Source organism: Streptomyces niger, from assembly GCF_000718305.1.
Classification (GTDB): domain Bacteria; phylum Actinomycetota; class Actinomycetes; order Streptomycetales; family Streptomycetaceae; genus Streptomyces; species Streptomyces niger.
Window position 1 is genome coordinate 591200 of sequence record NZ_JOFQ01000008.1, and the last position, 20173, is coordinate 611372.

At 70.5% G+C, this 20173-nt stretch carries 14 protein-coding genes and 4 tRNA genes; 8 read left to right on the forward strand and 10 right to left on the reverse strand.

Features of this window, described 5'->3' with window-relative positions; translation table 11 throughout:
• Positions 1–335: 335 nt before the first annotated feature.
• Positions 336–416, reverse strand: a complete 81-nt coding sequence (locus IF20_RS40905) for a putative leader peptide (RefSeq protein WP_407702527.1) — start codon at positions 414–416, stop codon at positions 336–338.
• 106 nt (positions 417–522) lie between these two features.
• Between IF20_RS40905 and purF the strand changes: the two genes are divergently transcribed.
• Positions 523–2079: an amidophosphoribosyltransferase gene (gene purF, locus IF20_RS19070; protein WP_407702522.1), complete on the forward strand. Its 1557-nt coding sequence runs from the start codon at positions 523–525 to the stop codon at positions 2077–2079.
• Positions 2080–2112: 33 nt separating this feature from the next.
• Positions 2113–3186: a phosphoribosylformylglycinamidine cyclo-ligase gene (gene purM, locus IF20_RS19075; RefSeq protein WP_052866374.1), complete on the forward strand. Its 1074-nt coding sequence runs from the start codon at positions 2113–2115 to the stop codon at positions 3184–3186.
• Positions 3187–3285: 99 nt separating this feature from the next.
• On the opposite strand, the gene IF20_RS19080 is transcribed toward purM, so the two are convergent.
• Entirely contained in the window at positions 3286–3543 is a 258-nt protein-coding gene (locus tag IF20_RS19080; RefSeq protein WP_052866375.1) for a DUF3073 domain-containing protein, read from the reverse strand.
• A 323-nt stretch (positions 3544–3866) separates the two neighbouring features.
• Positions 3867–5018, reverse strand: coding sequence for a Leu/Phe/Val dehydrogenase (locus tag IF20_RS19085; protein WP_052866376.1), 1152 nt, complete (start codon positions 5016–5018; stop codon positions 3867–3869).
• A gap of 274 nt (positions 5019–5292) precedes the next feature.
• Between IF20_RS19085 and IF20_RS19090 the strand changes: the two genes are divergently transcribed.
• Together IF20_RS19090 and bldC are read left to right on the forward strand one after the other, a co-directional pair.
• Positions 5293–6129 carry a hypothetical protein gene (locus IF20_RS19090; protein WP_052866377.1) on the forward strand — a complete coding sequence of 279 codons (837 nt, stop codon included), beginning with the start codon at positions 5293–5295 and terminating at the stop codon, positions 6127–6129.
• 629 nt (positions 6130–6758) lie between these two features.
• Positions 6759–6965 carry a developmental transcriptional regulator BldC gene (gene bldC, locus IF20_RS19095; protein ID WP_003949541.1) on the forward strand — a complete coding sequence of 69 codons (207 nt, stop codon included), beginning with the start codon at positions 6759–6761 and terminating at the stop codon, positions 6963–6965.
• 518 nt (positions 6966–7483) lie between these two features.
• Here bldC and IF20_RS40015 read toward each other — a convergent pair.
• The 3 genes from IF20_RS40015 to hrpA all read right to left on the reverse strand — a co-directional run bounded on the left by IF20_RS40015 (position 7484) and on the right by hrpA (position 12268).
• Complete coding sequence (locus IF20_RS40015) at positions 7484–7825, reverse strand: DUF6274 family protein (protein WP_110944307.1); 342 nt, start codon at positions 7823–7825, stop codon at positions 7484–7486.
• Between the two features lie 177 nt (positions 7826–8002).
• Positions 8003–8077: transfer RNA gene (locus IF20_RS19100), tRNA-Asp, on the reverse strand.
• Between the two features lie 138 nt (positions 8078–8215).
• A complete protein-coding gene (gene hrpA / locus IF20_RS19105) occupies positions 8216–12268 on the reverse strand; it encodes an ATP-dependent RNA helicase HrpA (protein ID WP_052866378.1) in 4053 nt (1350 codons plus the stop codon).
• A gap of 198 nt (positions 12269–12466) precedes the next feature.
• On the opposite strand from hrpA, the gene IF20_RS19110 reads away from it, so the two are divergent.
• Positions 12467–13675, forward strand: a complete 1209-nt coding sequence (locus IF20_RS19110) for an ABC-2 transporter permease (RefSeq protein ID WP_234426713.1) — start codon at positions 12467–12469, stop codon at positions 13673–13675.
• A gap of 132 nt (positions 13676–13807) precedes the next feature.
• Here IF20_RS19110 and IF20_RS19115 read toward each other — a convergent pair.
• The 4 genes from IF20_RS19115 to IF20_RS19130 form a co-directional block, all read right to left on the reverse strand.
• Positions 13808–13881, reverse strand: a tRNA-Phe gene (locus IF20_RS19115).
• A gap of 23 nt (positions 13882–13904) precedes the next feature.
• Positions 13905–13979, reverse strand: a tRNA-Asp gene (locus tag IF20_RS19120).
• Between the two features lie 39 nt (positions 13980–14018).
• Positions 14019–14091: transfer RNA gene (locus IF20_RS19125), tRNA-Glu, on the reverse strand.
• A gap of 82 nt (positions 14092–14173) precedes the next feature.
• Positions 14174–15790: a metallophosphoesterase family protein gene (locus IF20_RS19130; protein ID WP_052866379.1), complete on the reverse strand. Its 1617-nt coding sequence runs from the start codon at positions 15788–15790 to the stop codon at positions 14174–14176.
• A 202-nt stretch (positions 15791–15992) separates the two neighbouring features.
• Between IF20_RS19130 and IF20_RS19135 the strand changes: the two genes are divergently transcribed.
• From IF20_RS19135 to IF20_RS19145, 3 genes are all read left to right on the forward strand, one after another.
• Entirely contained in the window at positions 15993–16343 is a 351-nt protein-coding gene (locus IF20_RS19135) for a metallopeptidase family protein (protein WP_052866380.1), read from the forward strand.
• A 345-nt stretch (positions 16344–16688) separates the two neighbouring features.
• Positions 16689–17258, forward strand: coding sequence for a hypothetical protein (locus IF20_RS39245; protein ID WP_199896651.1), 570 nt, complete (start codon positions 16689–16691; stop codon positions 17256–17258).
• Positions 17259–17811: 553 nt separating this feature from the next.
• Positions 17812–20079: a DEAD/DEAH box helicase gene (locus IF20_RS19145; protein WP_052866382.1), complete on the forward strand. Its 2268-nt coding sequence runs from the start codon at positions 17812–17814 to the stop codon at positions 20077–20079.
• The last annotated feature ends 94 nt before the right edge of the window (positions 20080–20173 follow it).

A 20173-nucleotide genomic window follows, 5' to 3' on the forward strand; every position in this document is an offset into this window, starting at 1 on the left:
GGGCGACGTCACGAACGGGTGTCCTTTGCTGGCGGGAAAAGGGCGGCATGCGCGCCGCGACCTCGACCAGAAACCCCCGTAAATGCCTCACATCACCCCCGCCCGCGTACGCGATGGCCGGGAAGTGACGCTTCTCACCCCATGTAAGGCGGCGATCAAGAAGGCGCGGCCCGCTCGAACGGCCGCCGACGGCGCCCTACGGCGGGCCGTTCTGCCTGGTCAGAGTGGGTGCGACGACAGGCTGGCGGAGCCGGGGGAAGCCGGGGAGCGGCGGCGCGGCGGTGTACGGGACGTACAGAAAGGCGCGCGGCGGAAGGGGCGCGCGAGAGGCGCGCTCAGCGGCAGCGACAGATGGCGCTCGCGACGCGACCGAGGTCGACATGGCGGCGCTGCACCAAGAGCTGCGGGGTCTGCACGGTCCTGGATCCTGGCGGTGATCAGGTGTTCACGTCAAGCACATGCCGGAGCCCGGCGGCCATCCCCGGTTCGGATGAATCCCGTACCTGCCCTAGACTTCCTGATGTGCGTGGTGACGGACGACTCAACCACGACCTGCTCCCTGGTGAGAAGGGTCCCCAGGACGCCTGCGGCGTCTTTGGTGTCTGGGCCCCGGGAGAAGAGGTCGCCAAACTCACTTATTTCGGGCTGTACGCGCTGCAGCACCGCGGGCAGGAGTCTGCGGGCATCGCAGTGAGCAACGGCTCACAGATCCTGGTCTTCAAGGACATGGGTCTCGTCTCGCAGGTCTTCGACGAGACCTCCCTCGGCTCTCTCCAGGGCCACATCGCCGTGGGCCATGCCCGCTACTCCACCACCGGTGCGTCCGTGTGGGAGAACGCCCAGCCGACCTTCCGTGCCACCGCGCACGGCTCGATCGCGCTGGGTCACAACGGCAACTTGGTGAACACCGCCGAACTGGCCGAGCTGGTCGCCGACCTGCCCCGTGAGGGCGGCCGGGCGACGCAGGTCGCGGCCACCAACGACACCGACCTGGTGACGGCGCTGCTGGCCGGCCAGGTCGACGAGGACGGCAAGCCGCTGACCGTCGAGGAGGCCGCTCCGCGCGTCCTGCCCAAGGTCATGGGCGCCTTCTCGCTGTGCTTCATGGACGAGCACACCCTCTACGCGGCCCGTGACCCCCAGGGCATCCGCCCGCTGGTCCTCGGCCGCCTGGAGCGCGGCTGGGTGGTCGCCTCCGAGACCGCGGCGCTGGACATCTGCGGCGCCAGCTTCATCCGGGAGATCGAGCCCGGCGAGATGGTCGCCATCGACGAGGACGGCCTGCGGACCACCCGCTTCGCCGAGCCCCGCCCCAAGGGCTGCGTCTTCGAGTACGTCTACCTCGCCCGCCCCGACACCGACATCGCGGGCCGGAACGTCTACCTCTCCCGCGTGGAGATGGGCCGCAAGCTGGCCGCCGAGGCGCCCGCCGACGCGGACCTGGTGATAGCGACTCCGGAGTCCGGCACGCCGGCCGCGGTCGGCTACGCCGAGGCCAGCGGCATCCCCTTCGGCTCCGGACTGGTCAAGAACTCCTACGTCGGCCGGACCTTCATCCAGCCGTCGCAGACCATCCGCCAGCTGGGCATCCGGCTGAAGCTGAACCCGCTGAAGGAAGTCATCCGCGGCAAGCGCCTGGTGGTCGTCGACGACTCGATCGTCCGCGGCAACACCCAGCGCGCCCTGGTGCGCATGCTCCGCGAGGCCGGCGCCGCCGAGGTGCACGTCCGGATCTCCTCCCCGCCGATCAAGTGGCCGTGCTTCTTCGGCATCGACTTCGCCACCCGCGCCGAGCTGATCGCCAACGGTCTCTCGGTCGAGGAGATCGGCAAGTCGCTGGGTGCCGATTCGCTCGCGTACATCTCCATCGACGCCATGGTCGAGGCGACCACGATCGCCAAGCCGAACCTGTGCCGCGCCTGCTTCGACGGCGAGTACCCGATGGACCTGCCGGACCCGGAGCTGCTGGGCAAGCACCTGCTGGAGTCGGAGACCGAGGGCCGGACGACGTCCGACGTGGACGGCGTTCAGACGCTCACCGCCGGGGTCGGCGGCGCCGACGCGCTGCGTCGCCCGTAGAACCCCTGCAAGACGACACGAAAGCTCTCAGCCATGTCTGCTGAAACTCCTGCCGGTGCCAGCTACGCGAGCGCGGGCGTCGACATCGAAGCGGGCGACCGCGCCGTCGACCTCATGAAGAAGTGGGTCAAGAAGGCCACCCGCCCCGAGGTCGTGGGCGGCCTCGGCGGCTTCGCCGGCCTCTTCGACGCCTCCGCCCTCAAGCGGTACGAGCGCCCGCTGCTCGCCTCCGCCACGGACGGCGTGGGCACCAAGGTCGACATCGCCCGCAAGATGGGCGTGTACGACACGATCGGCCACGACCTGGTCGGCATGGTCGTGGACGACCTGGTGGTCTGCGGCGCCGAGCCGCTGTTCATGACCGACTACATCTGCGTCGGCAAGGTCTACCCCGAGCGGGTGGCGGCCATCGTGAAGGGCATCGCCGAGGGCTGTGTGCTGGCCGGCTGCGCGCTGGTCGGCGGCGAGACCGCGGAGCACCCGGGCCTGCTCGGCGAGGACGACTTCGACGTCGCCGGCGCCGGTACGGGCGTGGTCGAGGCGGATCGCGTCCTGGGCGCGGATCGCATCCGTAAGGGTGACGTGGTGATTGCCATGGAGTCCTCCGGTCTTCACTCGAACGGGTACTCGCTCGTTCGCCACGTGCTCTTCGACCGGGCGGGCATGGCGCTCGACCAGGAGGTGGCGGAGTTCGGCCGCACCCTGGGCGAGGAGCTGCTGGAGCCCACCAAGATCTACTCGCTGGACTGCCTGGCGCTGACCCGCACCACCGAGGTGCACGCCTTCTCGCACATCACCGGCGGCGGCCTCGCGAACAACCTCGCGCGGGTCGTCCCGGACGGGCTGCACGCCACGATCGACCGCTCCACCTGGACCCCCGGCGCGGTCTTCGACCTGGTCGGGAAGGCCGGCTCGGTCGAGCGCCTGGAGCTGGAGAAGACCCTGAACATGGGCGTCGGCATGATGGCCGTCGTCCCCCAGGAGTCGGTGGACGTGGCGCTCGCCACCCTCGCGGACCGGGGCATGGAGGCCTGGGTCAGCGGAGAGATCGTCGAGCGCGGCGACCACGCCGAGGCCGTGGCCCTGACCGGTGACTACGCGAGCTGACGCCCGCCGCCTCCCGCAGGGCAGCACAGAACCCGGTCCGGGCTATGCGCCGGACCGGGTCCGTGATGCTGCTGTGGCTGCCTTGAGCGCGCGTCGGCGTCAGGCGCGACGACGGTGGTCGGACGAGTCGCCCTCGTCCTCCTCATCGTCATCGTTGTTGTACAGGTCGGCGTACCGTGCGTACGGGTCGTCGTCCTCGTCATCCTCGAACGGCTCACCGTTCGGCGGCTGCTGTGCCGGCTGTTGCGGCGATGCACCCAGCTCTTCGGCCAGGCGTGAGAGATCAGTCCCACCGCTGTTGTACTTCAGCTGGCGGGCGACCTTCGTCTGCTTGGCCTTGGCCCGGCCGCGCCCCATGGCTCGACCCCCTCAACGACGGGGCTCGACGGCCCCAGAGTCTTGACACGCGTTCATGATTCAGAGCGGACTCTCGACGGAGAGTCCGGCCCGTAGGGCTTTAACGGTACCTGCTTCCGCGGCCATACGGTACGTCGCCCGCACCACCGGCCGCCCGGCATGACTCGCGGGACGCCCCGTACCCGCTGGTCAGCTGCGATTTTAACGTGTCATGTCCGGCGACCCGCCGGTGGGTGGTGAGGGATGTCTCCTTCACCACCCACCGAGCGTGTCGCTGTAGGAACCCCACGGTCATCACCGAGGGCCCTTGCGGGTGGCGTGGATCACGCCGAGCGGGCCTCCGCCATCCTCAGTTCGGCCAGCCGATCGGCCGCCGCGGCTGGCGGAATGCCGTCCTCCTTCGCACGAGCGAATATTGAAAGTGTCGTGTCGAAGATCTTCCCGGCCTTCATCCGGCACCGGTCGAAGTCGAATCCGTGCAACTCGTCCGCCACCTGGATGACGCCGCCCGCATTGACCACATAGTCGGGTGCATAAAGGATTCCGCGGTCGGCGAGGTCCTTCTCCGCGCCCGGATGGGCGAGCTGGTTGTTGGCCGCGCCACAGACCACCTTCGCGGTCAGAACCGGTACGGAGTGGTCATTGAGGGCGCCGCCCAGCGCGCACGGCGCGTACACGTCGAGGCCCTCCATGCGGATCAGCGCCTCGGTGTCGGCGGCCGCGCGGACCTCCGGGTGATTGGCCAGAATTCGATCCACCGATTCGGACCGTACGTCCGTGATGACCACCTCTGCCCCGTCTTCGAGCAGGTGTTCGACGAGGTGGCGGCCGACCTTGCCGACGCCCGCGATGCCCACCTTCCTGCCGCGCAGGCTCGGGTCGCCCCACTGGTGCTGCGCGGCCGCGCGCATGCCCTGGAAGACGCCGTACGCGGTGAGGACGGAGGAGTCGCCGGCGCCGCCGTTCTCCGGCGAGCGGCCGGTGGTCCAGCGGTTGGTCCGGGCGACGACGTCCATGTCGGCGACGTACGTGCCGACGTCGCAGGCCGTGACGTAACGGCCGCCGAGAGAGGACACGAAACGGCCGTAGGCGAGCAGCAGCTCTTCGGTCTTGATCGCTTCGGGGTCGCCGATGATCACAGCCTTGCCGCCGCCGTGGTCCAGGCCCGCGAGCGCGTTCTTGTACGACATGCCGCGGGACAGGTTCAGCGCGTCCAGTACGGCCTCGTCCTCGGAGGCGTACGGGTGGAATCGGGTGCCGCCCAAAGCCGGGCCGAGCGCCGTGTTGTGGAGCGCGATCACGGCCTTCAGTCCGCTGGCGCTGTCCTGGCAGAGCACGACCTGCTCGTGGCCGCCCTGGTCGGACCGGAACAGCGTGTGCAGGACACCGCTGGCGGTCGCAGTGTGAGCTGCGGAAACCTCCGGCACGGAGTGCGCGGAGGAGGGACGTACGTCGGTCACGGTAGTGACTCCCATAGTCGCGGTGGACGCCCTCGAATCGTTCCCCCCGCTTGTGGCAGGGGAAGCGGGGGGAGGGCCGGTCGAGGGCAGCGTATGACCTCCGCCGGCCGTTGATCGGCACAGTGCGGAGGATCACCCCTTAGTGGGGGACGGGCATGGGACGATTTGCGCATGCCGGGCCGCTCGCGGGGAGGCAACTCCCGGTGACGCGCCCCTGCTTGGCAGACTCCCTGTGGCGGACTTCCCTCACGGTCCACCGCCGGCGGACCGACAGAAGAATGGAGCGGGCGTGGCCCTGGCGTCATCGGTGATGGTCCCGTACGCGGCGTATCTACGGGTCTACGAACCGCTGGCAGCGTTCCCCGAGCCGGAGCGCTCCCACTGGGCGCGCTACGCCAAGCGGGAGTCCGTGCCCACCGCCCAGGACGAGCTGCGGCGCTCGCTCGCCGACCTGCTGCCGACCCCGCCCGTGGCGGTGCCCGTGCACGAGAGCGGCGACGCGTTCATCGCCGATGTGGACGGCGTGACGTGCGTGTGCCCCTGGCGGACGCGGCTGCGGGGCTGGCAGGCGCTGGAGGAGCTGCCCGAGCGGCTTCCCGGCCCGGTGCTGGACGCCGCCCTGCCGCCGGTGGTGCGCCGGCAGGCCGCCGCCGACTACGAGCGGTGGCTGGATCGCAACCCCGACGCGCGCCCCTGGATCCGCACGGCGACCTGGCACGTGCCGGTGCGCTGGTTCGTGCTCTTCGCCGACGCCGAGCGGGAGTACACGAAGAGTGACCAAGGGCTCGTACTGCGTTACCGGACGCCGATGGTCGAGGCCAGGCGCCGGGTCGCCCGCGGACTGCGCACGCTCCGTGACGCTCTCGACGAGGGGCCGCTGATCGACGGCCTGGTAGATGTGGGGCGCTGGCTGGAGGAATTCCACCCACGTGCCCTCGTCGAGCTGGACTACGGAGGACTGGTGCACGCCGTCCCCGAAGGGCAGCTGGCCGAGGACCGTTCCGCCGCGGAAGTGGCGGAGGGGCTCGCGGCGCTGCGCGAGGGCGACGGGGAGCGCGCCGGCGCGGCGTACGAAAAGCTGTCGGACCGCTGGCGTGAGGTCCGGGAGCGGCAGTACGCGAGCTGACCGTCGGGCATTGGGTGATCATTTTCGGAGGCACGCGTGGTGACGACGCGCGCCCCCGTTGTGCGCCTCCGGTGGGCGCGCCGGCGCATGCCCGAGGGCGAGGGTCGCCAGGCAGTCCCAGTGCGGTGATTGAGGGGTTTCTGTGCGGTGCTGTCGGTTTACGGTGTCCTGGTGCGGAGGTACGGGACGTAGGTCCCGATCCGGGCCAAACCGTAAAACAGTGACCTAAAGCACTGACTTCGGGCCTTGCCACCAACTACCACCCTCGTGCCAAAATAGGACAAGGAGCCTGACCGGGGCTCCTTCCGTCCAACTAAGGGCGGATAGATCGGTATTGCACTCCTTGGTGGGACTGGTGACGCCTGATCACGTTGTGACTGATCGTCACAGAGGCGTGACTGTCCGTTATGGCACGGTCCATCGGCTTCCGCCGAGGTTGAACACCTGAGAGGGCAATTCCATCGGTTTGGCCGACGCGGCTGGACAGATGGTGTAGTTGTAGTGCCGAGGACAAGCCGTTCGTCCTATAACCGACTCGGCCCGCGTCCGCCATTTCGGGCAACGCGGGTCAAGGTGCAGAATTTAGAGGAAAGAACCGTGATGGTTCGGTTCTCCCGAGGAGGCCGCTCATGACCGCTCGCACCCCTGACGCCGAGCCGCTGCTTACCCCTGCCGAGGTCGCCACGATGTTCCGTGTCGACCCGAAGACGGTGACCCGCTGGGCCAAGGCAGGCAAGCTCACGTCCATCCGTACGCTCGGTGGACATCGGCGCTACCGCGAGGCTGAGGTCCGCGCACTGCTCGCGGGTATCCCGCAGCAGCGCAGCGAGGCCTGAAAAACCGCATAACCGGGCATTTTTGGGTCCCCCAACCCGCCTGATGCCCATAGAGCACCACATAGCTCCTTATGACGCGGTGCCTGCCCCAACAGGCCCCACGCCCGCAGCACATGGGTACGTCATCGATCGCGCTGGACTCCGCCGGGTCCAGCGCGATCTTTTTTGTGTGTTCGTGCGGCCTTCGGTTCGCCGCTTCGCGCCGGCCCCGGTCACGTCCTCGGCGGATCCGCGCCCTGGGCGGTAGCTCTTGGTCACCGCCCACAGGGGACTCTCAGGTAGCGGTCCCGGTACTCGCCGGTACAGCCGTGGGACTGCCGGGTGGGCGGTGCAATTGCACATATTAAATTGACCACCTGTAGGCAGGGCGTAAGTTCCGTCGATCCCAAAATTCGTACGGTGACACCCGTCACAGGAGTCACTGGTTGTCCCTGTGGCACCCGCTGCGGTAGTGCACAGCAGCCTCGTCCCGTACCAACAGCCTCTCACCGCACGGGCGCTGACGGAGGCGTCATTGGTCATCGGGGCAACGGACTTTCGTCCTTGCTCCGCAGTACGCGTGCGGAGGTGGCGGCGCGGGGGGCCGTCCGGAGCGCCGACGGTCGCGAGGAGGGCGTCACGCGCCGCGTACGGGCCGCGGTGGCGGTCCTGGGCGAGGAAGAGAGGGTGGCGACCGGAGAGGCCGCAGAAGACCCCGTAGAGACGATCTTGGTCTGTGGGGCGTCCGGAACGCGGTCGAGCGCCAGCCGCAGCAGCCGGCGGCACACCGGACAGCGCACGGTGGCGTGCCGGAAACGCGCGGCGGCGGACAGATGCGCGCGGAGCAGTGCGCCGGTCGCGTGCCTCCCCGCTGCCGCCATCGCCGCACCTCCCCGGCTCTTCTTCGTGAGTACCGGTGGCAGGTGCCGTGGTCAAGGGTCGGGAGAAAAGGCGCGGAACCGCGTCCGCCGGGGGGAGGAGGTCGGAATTCGTTCGCGTCCGGACGCCGCGTACGACGAAAGGGCCCGCATCCTGATCGGATGCGGGCCCTCTGCTTGCGGTCCTGACGGGATTTGAACCCGCGGCCTCCACCTTGACAGGGTGGCGAGCACTCCAAACTGCTCCACAGGACCTTGTCGCCGGCGCCCTCTCGGGTGCCTGCGAAGCAAGACTCTACAGCAGGTCAGGGGGTGCGGTCGAACTCGCTGCCGGAGAAGGCCCCGGTAGGCCCCCGGCCGTGACCCGGCGCACAGCGCGTCGGGCCCGGAGCCCTACGGCGCGGCCGCGTCCACCGCCTTCACGATGCGCTTGTCGGACACCGGGTACGCCGTGCCCAGCGCGTGCGCGAAGTAGCTCACCCGCAGCTCCTCGATCATCCAGCGGATCTCCAGCGCCTGCTGCGGCACCGGCCGCCCCGCCGGGAACTGCTCCAGCAGCCAGCCGAATTCGTCCTGCATCTCCTTCACCTTCGCCATCCGGGAGCGGTCCCGTTCGGCGTTGGCGGGCATCTGCTGGAGCCGGCGGTCGGCGGCGACCAGGTACCGCATGAGGTCCGGCAGCCGCTTGGCGCCGTGCGCGGTGACGAAGCCCGGCTTGATGAGCGCGGCCAGCTGCTCCCTGACGTCCGTGACCGAGGACAGCAGTACCGGGGAGGTGGTGTCCTTCAGCCGCCGCTCGCACGCCTGCCAGGCGGCCAGCACCTCGCGCACCTGCTGGACGGTCTTCATCGTGGCGTCGACCAGGTCGGCCCGCACCGCGTCGAAGAGCTTCTTGAACCCCTCCTCGTCCCAGGCCGGGCCGCCGTGCGCGGCGATCAGCCGGTCGGCCGCCGCGGTCACGCAGTCGTCGAAGAGCGATTGAATCGAGCCATGCGGATTGCTGGAGAGCGCCAGCTTCTGCTGGTTGGTGAGCTTGCTCTGCGCGAACTTGGCCGGGTTGGACTGGATGTTGAGCAGGATGAGGCGGCGGGTGCCGGCCCACATCGCGCTCCGCTGCTCCGCCTCGGTGTCGAAGAGCCGTACGGCGACCGAGGAACCCTCGTCCACCAGGGCCGGGTACGCCTTGAGCGGCTGGCCGGCGCGCCGGGTCTCGAAGGTGTGCGGCAGCGTGCCGAGGGTCCAGGAGGTCAGCCCGGTGCGCTGCTCCAGGCCCGCCGGTCCGGCGGCCGCGCCCTCCTTGCCGGGCCGGCCGCCCTGCTGCGTCGCCTGCTTCTGGGCCGCCTGCTCGAAGGCCTTGGAGATGGCCTCCCGGGTCTTGGGCTTGAGCTTCAGCCGCAGCGCTTCGAGGTCCTTGGCCTCGGCGAGCTTGCGCCGCCGCTCGTCGACCACCCGGAAGGTGATCTTCAAGTGGTCCGGCACCTTCGACAGATCAAAATCGGCCGCCTCGACCGGCACGCCGACCATCCGCTGCAACCCCGCGGCCAGCGACGTCGTCAGCGCGCCCTGCAGGGGCACCGTTTCGTCCAGGAAGCGGGCCGCGAAGTTCGGCGCCGGGACGTAGTTCCGCCGGATCGGCTTGGGCAGGGACCGGATCAGCTCGGTCACCAGCTGCTCGCGCAGGCCCGGGATCTGCCAGTCGAAGCCCTCGGCGGAGACCTGGTTGAGCACCTGGAGCGGGATGTGGACGGTCACGCCGTCCGCGTCGGCGCCCGGCTCGAACTGGTACGTGACCTTGAACTTCAGCTTCCCCTGCCGCCAGGAGTCCGGGTAGTCGTCCTTGGTGACGGCCTCGGCGGTTTCGTTGATGAGCATCGAGTGCTCGAAGTTGAGGAGTTCGGGCTCCTCCTTGCGCTTCTTCTTCCACCAGGAGTCGAAGTGCGCCCCGGATACGACATGTTCGGGAATCCGCTGGTCGTAGAAATCAAACAGCGTCTCGTCGTCGACGAGGATGTCGCGGCGCCGGGCGCGGTGCTCCAGCTCCTCGACCTCGCCCAGCAGCTTGCGGTTGTCGTGGAAGAACTGGTGGTGGGTCCGCCAGTCGCCCTCGACCAGGGCGTTCCGGATGAACAGGTCGCGCGAGGTCTCGGGGTCGATCCGGCCGTAGTTGACCTTGCGCTGGGCCACGATCGGTACGCCGTAGAGCGTCACCCGCTCGTACGCCATCACCGCGGCCATCTTCTGTTCCCAGTGCGGCTCGCTGTAGGTCCGCTTCACCAGGTGCTGGGCGAGCGGCTCGACCCACTCGGGCTCGATCTTCGCGTTCACCCGCGCCCACAGGCGGGACGTTTCGACCAGCTCCGCCGACATGATCCAGCGCGGCGGCTTCTTGAAAAGCGCGGAACCGGGGAAGACCGCGAACTTGGCGCTCCGGGCGCCCAGGTACTCGTTCTTCGCGTCCGTGTCCTTCAACCCGATATGCGACAGCAAACCGGCAAGCAGCGACGTGTGGATGTGTTCGGGGGCCGCGTCCTGCTCACTGAGGTGGATCCCCATCGTCTTGGCGACCGTGCGCAGCTGCGTATAGATGTCCTGCCACTCGCGTATCCGCAGGTAGTTCAGGAATTCGTTGCGGCACATGCGGCGGAACGCCGACGAGGACAGCGCCTTCTGCTGCTCCCTGACGTACCGCCAGAGGTTCAGGTATGCCAGGAAGTCGCTGGTCTCATCCTTGAAGCGGGCGTGCTGCTGGTCGGCCTGCTGCTGCTTGTCGGCGGGCCGCTCGCGCGGGTCCTGGATGGACAGCCCCGCGGCGATGACCATGACTTCGCGTACGCAGCCGTTGCGGTCGGCCTCCAGGACCATCCGCGCGAGCCGCGGGTCCACCGGCAGCTGGGAGAGCTTCCGGCCCATCTGCGTGAGCCGCTGCTCCTTCTTGCCCGATTGGGGGGACTTCTGCTTCGGGTCGATCGCGCCCAGCTCTTCGAGGAGCTGCACGCCGTCCTTGATGTTGCGGCGGTCCGGCGGGTCGATGAAAGGAAACTTCTCGATGTCGCCCAGGCCGGCCGCCGTCATCTGCAGGATGACCGACGCGAGGTTCGTGCGCAGGATCTCCGCGTCGGTGAACTCCGGCCGTGACTCGAAGTCCTCCTCCGAGTACAGCCGGATGCAGATGCCGTCGCTGAGCCGGCCGCAGCGGCCCTTGCGCTGGTTGGCGCTGGCCTGCGAGATCGGCTCGATCGGCAGCCGCTGCACCTTCGTGCGGTAGCTGTAGCGCGAGATGCGGGCCATGCCGGTGTCGATGACGTACCGGATGCCGGGGACCGTCAGCGAGGTCTCCGCGACGTTCGTCGCCAGAACGATCCGCCGCCCCGAATGCCGCTGGAAGACGCGGTGCTGCTCGGCGTGCGACAGGCGCGCGTACAGCGGCAGCACCTCGGTCTCGCGCGCCAGTGCGCCGCCCCGGTTCAGGCGTTTGGTCAGCGCGTCCGCGGTGTCGCGGATCTCCCGCTCGCCGGAGAGGAAGACCAGGATGTCGCCGGGGCCCTCGGCGTGCAGCTCGTCCACGGCCTCGCAGATGGCGCTGACCTGGTCCCGGTCGGCGTCGTCCCCGCCCTCCTCCAGGAGTGGGCGGTACCGCACCTCCACCGGGTACGTGCGCCCGCTGACCTCGATGATCGGGGCGTCCCCGAAGTGTCGGGAGAACCGTTCCGGGTCGATCGTCGCGGAGGTGATGACGACCTTCAGGTCCGGCCGCTTCGGCAGCAGCTGCGCCAGATAGCCGAGCAGGAAGTCGATGTTGAGGCTGCGTTCGTGCGCCTCGTCGATGATGATCGTGTCGTACTGGCGCAGCTCGCGGTCCGTCTGGATCTCGGCGAGCAGGATGCCGTCCGTCATCAGCTTGACCAGCGTGTCGCCGCCGACCTGGTCGGTGAAGCGGACCTTCCAGCCGACCGCCTCGCCCAGCGGGGTCTTCAGCTCCTCGGCGACCCGCTCCGCGACCGTACGCGCGGCGATCCGGCGGGGCTGGGTGTGGCCGATCAGGCCCTGCACCCCGCGGCCCAGCTCCAGGCAGATCTTCGGGATCTGCGTCGTCTTGCCGGAGCCGGTCTCACCCGCGACGATCACGACCTGGTGGTCGCGTATCGCCTCCAGGATGTCGTCCTTCTTCTGGCTGACCGGCAGCTGCTCCGGATACGTGATCTCCGGAACGGCGGCCCGGCGCTGCTCGACGCGGAGCTGCGCTTCCTCGACGCCCTCGGCGATCTCGGCGAGCACGGCGGCCCGCGCCTCGGGCTTGCGGATCCGGCGCGCGCCGTCGAGACGGCGGCCGAGTCGCTGCTGGTCACGCAGCATCAGCTCGGGCAGCTGCGCCAGGAGTGCGGGCAGGGCGGGAGCACCCTTGGGCGTGGCGCCCCTGGGCGCGGCGGAGGCAGGCTGACTGGACATACGCGATCCAGGATCTCACCTTGCCGAAACGACTGGCGAACGAATTGCTGCCGGGCGGCCCCCGGAACGGCCGCACGCGGCCGGATCCGGGCGTTCGGCGGAGCCCGGCGCAGGCCTCGACGCAGGCCGCGGGGAATGTCCGGGATGCTCGGCGCAGGCCCCAGGGAATGTCCGGGATGGGTGCTTTAGCGTGGTCGTATGCCCGATGATCACGACGCCGAGCCCGCCGAGCGCGCAGCGCCCGTCGACCGCGCAGCGCCCGCCGACCGTGAAGGCCCCGCCGACCGTGAAGGCCCCGCTGACCGCGAAGCACCCGCCGACCGCGCAGGCCCCGCCGCCGATGGCTCGACCGCCGCCCACGAAGCGCACGGGGCGCACGCCAGGACCCGGACCGCGGCCGAGAAGTGGGTGGCCTTCAAGAAGTCGCCGTTCCTGCCTGCGACCGTCCTGATCTTCATCCTGGCGGCCGCCGCCGGCCTCTTCGCCGGCTCGTACACCTACTCCATGGCCGCGCCGACCCCGCACCGCATCCCCACGGCCCTCGTCGGCGCCCCGGACGACGCCCGCGGCAAGGCGTTCGTGCAGGGCATGGAGAAGGCCCTGAACGCGTCGCTGGAGCTGCACGAGTACCGGACGTACGCGCAGGCCCGCGAGGCGATCGACGAGCAGCAGGCGTTCACGATCATCAGCGTGGCCGGCTCGGGCGTACGGATGGACCTCTCCAGCGCCTCGGGCGCCTCGGTGAGCCAGCTGCTCCAGCAGGCCGCGCCGCAGGTCGGCAAGAAGGCGGGCGTGCCGGTCACGATCAAGGACATCAAGCCGGTGCAGCCCGGCGACCCGCGCGGCCTGGCGCTCTTCTACGTCTCGCTGGCCGCGGTGATCATCGGCTTCGTCGGCGCGATCCAGCTGAGCGTGCACGCGCGCGGGCTCAACCCGGCCGAGCGGATCGCGTTCACCCTCGCGTACGCCCTGCTCGGCGGCTTCTCCATCGCCGCGGTCGTCGACTGGCTGCTCGGCGCGCTGACCCTGCCCTTCGTGCACTCCTGGCTGATCCTGGCGTTCACCATGTTCACGTCCGGCATGGTCTTCACGATGTTCAACACCCTGATCGGGCGGTGGGCGATGGTGCCCACCTGGGGCCTGATGGTGCTGCTCGGCAACCCCTCGTCCGGCGGCGCGGTCTCCTGGCCGCTGCTCCCGTCCGTGCTCGGCCACATCGGCCGGTGGCTGCCGCCGGGCGCCTCGGTGAACGCCCAGCACACCGCCGTCTACTTCCCCGGCCACCAGCACGTCTTCCCGTACCTGGTGCTGGCCGGCTGGTCCCTGCTGTCCTGCACGGTCTTCTGGCTCTGGCGCCACCGCCACCCCGGCGGCCGCCCCACGACCCCGGCCCACGCAGCACACTGACCGGCCCCCGGCCCAGATCCGTACGCGGGCACGGACATGGGTGTGGCCACGGACCTGGGTGTGGGCACGGACCTGGGTGTGGGCACAACGAAAAGACCCCGGGAAGCGAACTTCCCGGGGTCTTTCACGGAGTGGCTGGGGCCGGGGTCGAACCGGCGACCTTCCGCTTTTCAGGCGGACGCTCGTACCAACTGAGCTACCCAGCCACGCAGTCCCAGAGAGACTGCAGCGGTCCTGACGGGATTTGAACCCGCGGCCTCCACCTTGACAGGGTGGCGAGCACTCCAAACTGCTCCACAGGACCAAGCTTTGTGCGAGCACCAGTCTCGCACAGGGTGTTGCGTGCCCCCAACGGGATTCGAACCCGTGCTACCGCCTTGAAAGGGCGGCGTCCTGGGCCACTAGACGATGAGGGCTGATGGCCCACCTGGGCGCTTTGTCGGCGCCGTCGGGGACGTGAGAAGCATATGGGATGGGGGGACGGTTCGCCAAAACGGTTTACGGAGAGGGGCTCGGCGAGGTCCGTGAAGGAGTGGACGACGGGGTGGCGCCGGGCCGGTTGTCGGCCGGCAGATGGCGGCTGACCTGGGCTTTCGACAGGCCGAGCCCGCCCAGCGTGATCTCGTCCCAGGCCTGGAGGCGCCGCGAGTCGCGATCCAGGTAGAGCACCGAGGCCTGCACCTGTTCGGGTGTCGCGCCCTCGACCGCGCGCAGCCCGCCGCCTCCCGTGGACCCCTCGACCATCAGCCGGGTGCCCTTCGGCAGGACCCGGTTGTCGCGGTGGTGGACATGGCCGGCGAGCACCAGGGGGACCAGCCCGTCGGTCTCGGACGCGGCGACCGGGTTGTGCGCCAGCGCGATGTCCGCCGGGGTGCGCGCCCGGGAGAGGGTGCGCAGGGAGTCGGCGAGGCGCCGCCCCGCAGCGCGTTCCGTGCGGTCCCCGGAGGGGGCCACCGAGCGGTCCGGGGTGAACTGCGGGTCGCCGATGCCCACGATGCGCAGCCCTCCTGCCCGCACGGAGGTGCCCTGGTCCACGACCTTCACGTTCTTCAGCTTCTTGCTCTGCGCGAGGTACTTCTGCGTCTTCATGGAGTCGTGGTTGCCGCGCACCCAGACGTACGGGGCGCCGAGCCTGCCGATCGGGTCCAGGAACGTGTTCTCGGCGGCCGAGCCGTGGTCCATGGTGTCGCCGGTGTCGACGATCACGTCGATGTCGTACTGCTCCACCAGGGACCTGATGATCTGCCAGGCGGCCGGGTTCAGATGGATGTCGGAGACGTGCAGGACGCGGACCGTGGAGGGGTCCGGTTGGTACGCGGGCAGCGTGGACGTCGCGTCGTAGAGCTTGGTGACGTTCGTGACCAGCCGGGCCAGCTCCTTCTGGTAGACGTCGAACTCGCTCACGATGGAGCGGGCGCTGCCCACCACGGAGGGCGCGGAGGACAGCAGCCCTGAGAAGCGGGGTTCCAGTACGGACTTGGGGTTCCAGGTGGCGTACGCGACGCCCCCGGAGGCGGCGAGCAGCGCGAGGGCGAGGCCGCCGGCGGCCAGCGCGCGGCGGGGCCTGCGGTACACCGCGAGGCCCAGCGCCGTCGCCCCGGAGACCACCGCGACGCAGGACCGGAGGGCGAGGTCGGCGGTGCCGCGCTCGACGTCCCGGGTGACCTCGGCCTGGAGGCCGGAGAACCGTTCCGGGTGGTCGACCAGTTCCTGGGCGCGTGCCGGGTCCAGCTGGTCGACGTCGACGTCCAGCCGTATCGGGGCGTGGTGACTCTGCAGGTCCAGCGCGCCCAGCGGGGACACGTTGATCTTCGTGCCGCCGCTGAGGGACGGGCGCAGCGCCATGGTCGTGTCCACGGGCCCGACGGGGATCCGGACGCTGCCGACGATCAGCAGGCCGAGCCAGGCGCCGAGCAGCGTCACGGCGAGCAGTCCGAGGGCGCGGGCGTACGGGTGCGGGGTGTGCGTCAGGGCGAAGGTGGGGGCCTGGTGGTGGGCGCGGTAGTGCCGCAGGACGGCGGCGGGGGCGCTCCGGACGCGGTCGTACGCGGTACGGAGCAGCCGGAGCACGGAGGAGCCCGGGGACGGCCCCCCGGACGGCGCGGTGCGGGCCATTGTGGCCGTATGCCCGTCCGCAGGGCCCGTTATGCCGGGGGTTGTGGCATACGTGGGTGAGGACGCGCAATTCGTGGGCGTAGGTGGTGGCCGTGTGCCGGCGCGCGTGCGGGGGCGGGGTTACGGGGTGCACGCGGGAACGTACGGGGCCCATCCGGCGTGAGGCCGGGCCCCGAGCGACCCCGTGACCCACAATGGGCGCGTGCTGGAGATGACGCGCGAGGAGTTCGAGGAACTGGTCAGCGAGGCGCTGGACCGGATCCCGCCGGAGCTGACCCGCCTGATGGACAACGTCGCGGTGTTCGTCGAGGACGAGCCGCCGGCGGACGACCCCGAGCTGCTCGGGCTCTACGAAGGGACGCCACTGACCGAGCGCGGTGAGTGGTACGCGGGCGTCCTGCCGGACCGGATCACGATCTACCGGGGCCCGACGCTGCGGATGTGCGACACCCGGGAGGACGTGGTGGCCGAGACCGAGGTCACGGTCGTGCACGAGATCGCCCACCACTTCGGCATCGACGACGAACGGCTGCACGCCCTCGGGTACGGCTGAGGGCGGCCGCGGCCCCTGAGGACGGGCGTCCGGCACGGATGCCCGGCGCGCAGCCCGGGGTGGGCGACACGCCGTGCTCCGGGGCGCGTGGGGTTCGGCCGGCCGGGGGCGTCCCGGGCGTGTCCTCCGGTGGGCGGCGGGAGTTGGGCAGGGCGTCAGTCCCGCGTGTCCGCTCCGGATCCGGAGGTCCCGTCCGTGCGTCGCTCGCTCCCCGCCAGTCGCCCGCCCCAACCCGCACCCCCCGCTGCCGGGCCGCCCGGCCCGCTCCCGCCCTCCGTTTCCTCCGCCTCCTCGCCCGCTTCCTCCGACGGATCCGCCTCGCCCGCTTCCTCCGACGGATCCGCCTTGCCCTGTACGGCGACGCGTACGGCCCGCTCCCTGGCCCGGACGGCCGCCGTGGCCGCGGCGGCCTCCGCCTTCGCCATGTCGCTCACCGGCTGCATGAGCGTCAGCGACGACCCGCCGAGGCCCAAGCCCTCCGGCACGGCCGCCGGGCACCACGGCAGCGACGCCCAGCCGGACGGCGGCTCGGCCGAGGCGCCCGGCGCCGGACCGCGCCGGATGGGCCGCTCCACCGGCCCCATGGAGGACGAGGACCGCAGCACGCCCTCGGGGGACGAGGAGCCGTCGGCCGACGAGAACAGCACGCCCGGAGAGCCCGGCGGCAGCAGGACCCCGAGCGGCGCCGGGCCGGGGTCGGAGAGCCCGACGAAGGGCAGCGCGCCCCGCCCGGCCCCGCCGCGCCCCACCGGCCGCCCGAAGCCCACGCCCACCCCCTCCCGTACGACCCCGGCGCCGCCGGACCCGACGCCCACCCCGAGCCAGGACCCGCCGCCGAGCAGCCCCGAGCAGACCGACCCGCAGTCGGGCTCCCCGGCCTCCGCCTCGGACCCCGGGAGCGACGGCGCCCAGTAGGACCGCCGCCCGCCCGCCCGGTACGGAGGTGCCGCCCGTCGCGTACGGAGGTGCCGTCCGCTTCGTACGGAGGTGCGGCCGCCCCGTACGAAGGTGCGACCATCCCGCACGAAGGCACGGCCGTGCCGTATCGAGGTGTCGAGCGGCCTGTACGGGGGCGTCGAGCGGGACCCGTACCGAAGTGTCGAGCGGCTCGTACGGGGGCGTCGAGCGGGACCTGTACCGAGGCGTCGAGCGGATCCGCGCAGTGGTGTCGAGCGGGTCGCGCACAAGGGGCGATGATCGGCCTTCGAGCAGCGAAAACCGGACGACCAGCGGTGTCGGGAGAATCCTGCCGGCACCGCATTTGCCTTCAGGGGGGCCGGGTGCGTATGGTGGTAGATCGTTTGATCCCATTTGCCCGGCGCCCACCGGATCCCCTTCACCGAAGGGGGCGAAGCGCGCCGCGTGGCGCGTTCTCTCCTTACCGTGGCTGACCGCATTGAGGCGGTCGTTTGTGAAACAACACGGAGTTTGGGCGCGTGCCGAGACTCCGGAAGGTTTCGCATTTCGCATGTCCGTTTCCACTGACCACTCCGCCCTGCCCGCGCACGACGAGCAGGCCCTCCTCGACGACGACCAGGCCGTGAGCCAGGACGCGCAGACCGAGGCCGCCGAGGCCGTCGCGGAGGAGCCGCAGGCCCCCGAAGAGCCGCAGATCACCTTCGCCGATCTCGGCCTGGACGAGAAGATCGTCCGCAAGCTGGCGCAGAACGGTGTCACCACCCCGTTCCCGATCCAGGCGGCGACCATCCCGGACGCCATCGCCGGCCGCGACATCCTCGGCCGTGGCCGCACCGGCTCCGGCAAGACGCTCTCCTTCGGCCTGCCGCTGCTGACCCGCCTGGCCGGCGGTCGCACCGAGAAGAAGCGCCCCCGCGGCGTCATCCTCACTCCGACCCGTGAGCTCGCCATGCAGGTGAGCGACGCGCTGCAGCCGTACGGCGACGTCCTCGGCCTCAAGCTGAAGGTCGTCTGCGGTGGCACCTCGATGGGTAACCAGATCTACGCCCTGGAGCGCGGCGTCGACATCCTCGTCGCCACCCCGGGCCGGCTGCGCGACATCATCAACCGCGGCGCCTGCTCCCTGGACGAGGTCGAGGTCGCCGTCCTGGACGAGGCCGACCAGATGGCCGACCTGGGCTTCCTGCCCGAGGTCACCGAGCTGCTGGACCTGGTCCCCACCGGCGGCCAGCGCATGCTCTTCTCCGCGACCATGGAGAACGAGATCGGCACCCTGGTCAAGCGCTACCTGAACAACCCGGTCAGCCACGAGGTCGACGCGGCCCAGGGCGCGGTCACGACCATGTCCCACCACGTGCTGGTCGTGAAGCCGAAGGACAAGGCGCCCGTCACGGCCGCCATCGCCGCCCGCAAGGGCCGCACGATCATCTTCGTCCGTACGCAGCTGGGCGCCGACCGCGTCGCCGAGCAGCTGTGCGACTCGGGTGTCCGCGCCGACGCCCTGCACGGCGGCATGACGCAGGGCGCGCGTACGCGGACCCTGGCCGACTTCAAGGACGGTTACGTCAACGTCCTGGTCGCCACCGACGTCGCCGCCCGCGGCATCCACGTCGACGGCATCGACCTGGTTCTGAACGTGGACCCGGCCGGCGACCACAAGGACTACCTGCACCGTTCCGGCCGTACGGCGCGCGCCGGCCAGTCCGGCACGGTCGTGTCGCTGGCCCTGCCGCACCAGCGCCGGCAGATCTTCCGCCTCATGGAGGACGCGGGCGTGGACGCCTCGCGCCACATCGTGGGCGGCGCCGGCCAGTTCGACGAGGACGTGGCCCGGATCACCGGCGCCCGCTCGCTCACCGAGGTGCAGGCCGAGTCGGCCGCGAACTCCGCCAAGCAGGCCGAGCGCGAGGTCCAGGAGCTGACCCGCGAGCTGGAGCGGCTGCAGCGCCGCGCCGCCGAGCTGCGCGAGGACGCCGACCGGCTGACCGCCAAGGCCGCGCGCGAGCGGGGCGAGGACCCCGAGGCCGCGGTGCAGGCCAAGGCCGAGGCGGAGGCCGCTGCCGAGGCGGAGAGCGCCGCGCAGCCCGAGGCGTCGGTGCCGGCCCAGGCCCCGCGCGCCGCCGAGGCCGACGACACGCAGCGCCGCTCCACGTACCGCGACGAGCGGGGCAACTACGAGCGCCGTGACCGTCGTGACGACCGTGGTGGCCGTTCCTTCGACCGCAACGACCGTGGCGGTGACCGCGGTGGCGACCGGGGTGGCTTCGGCCGTGACCGTCGTGATGACCGTGGTGGCCGTTCCTTCGACCGGAACGACCGCAACGACCGTGGCGGCGACCGCGGTGGTTTCAACCGTGACCGTCGTGACGACCGTGGTGGCCGTTCCTTCGACCGCAACGACCGCAACGACCGCGGTGGTGACCGGGGTGGCTTCGGCCGTGACCGCCGTGATGACCGCGGTGGGCGTTCCTTCGATCGGAATGACCGCAACGACCGTGGCGGCGACCGGGGTGGCTTCGGCCGTGACCGTCGTGATGACCGTGGTGGCCGTTCCTTCGACCGCAACGACCGCAACGACCGCGGTGGCGACCGTGGCGGCTTCCGTCGCGACGACCGTGGTGGCCGTCCCTTCGAGCGTCGTGACCACCGTGGCGGCGACCGCCCGTTCAACCGCGACCGCCGGGACGACCGCTTCGGTCGCGACCGCGACAACGACCGTCGTCCGCACAACCGCCGCGACGACCACCGCGGCGGAAACGCCGGCGGCCGGTCCTTCGACCGCCGTGCGGACAAGCCGCGCTGGAAGCGCAACGGCTGACCCGGCGTCGGAGCGGCCCTGAGCTGCCCGTACGCGGTCGCCTGAACGGTGGGCCCACCCTCTTCGGGCGGGCCCACCGGCACGTTCTCACCCC

What these genes read in the sequence shown, in the direction of transcription:
- purM (WP_052866374.1), top strand. Translation starts at nt 2,113, where the DNA reads ATGTCTGCTGAAACTCCTGCCGGTGCCAGCTACGCGAGCGCGGGCGTC.
- IF20_RS19080 (WP_052866375.1), bottom strand. Translation starts at nt 3,543, where the DNA reads ATGGGGCGCGGCCGGGCCAAGGCCAAGCAGACGAAGGTCGCCCGCCAG.
- IF20_RS19085 (WP_052866376.1), bottom strand. Translation starts at nt 5,018, where the DNA reads ATGGGAGTCACTACCGTGACCGACGTACGTCCCTCCTCCGCGCACTCC.
- bldC (WP_003949541.1), top strand. Translation starts at nt 6,759, where the DNA reads ATGACCGCTCGCACCCCTGACGCCGAGCCGCTGCTTACCCCTGCCGAG.
- IF20_RS40015 (WP_110944307.1), bottom strand. Translation starts at nt 7,825, where the DNA reads ATGGCGGCAGCGGGGAGGCACGCGACCGGCGCACTGCTCCGCGCGCAT.
- hrpA (WP_052866378.1), bottom strand. Translation starts at nt 12,268, where the DNA reads ATGTCCAGTCAGCCTGCCTCCGCCGCGCCCAGGGGCGCCACGCCCAAG.
- IF20_RS19110 (WP_234426713.1), top strand. Translation starts at nt 12,467, where the DNA reads ATGCCCGATGATCACGACGCCGAGCCCGCCGAGCGCGCAGCGCCCGTC.
- IF20_RS19130 (WP_052866379.1), bottom strand. Translation starts at nt 15,790, where the DNA reads ATGGCCCGCACCGCGCCGTCCGGGGGGCCGTCCCCGGGCTCCTCCGTG.
- IF20_RS19145 (WP_052866382.1), top strand. Translation starts at nt 17,812, where the DNA reads ATGTCCGTTTCCACTGACCACTCCGCCCTGCCCGCGCACGACGAGCAG.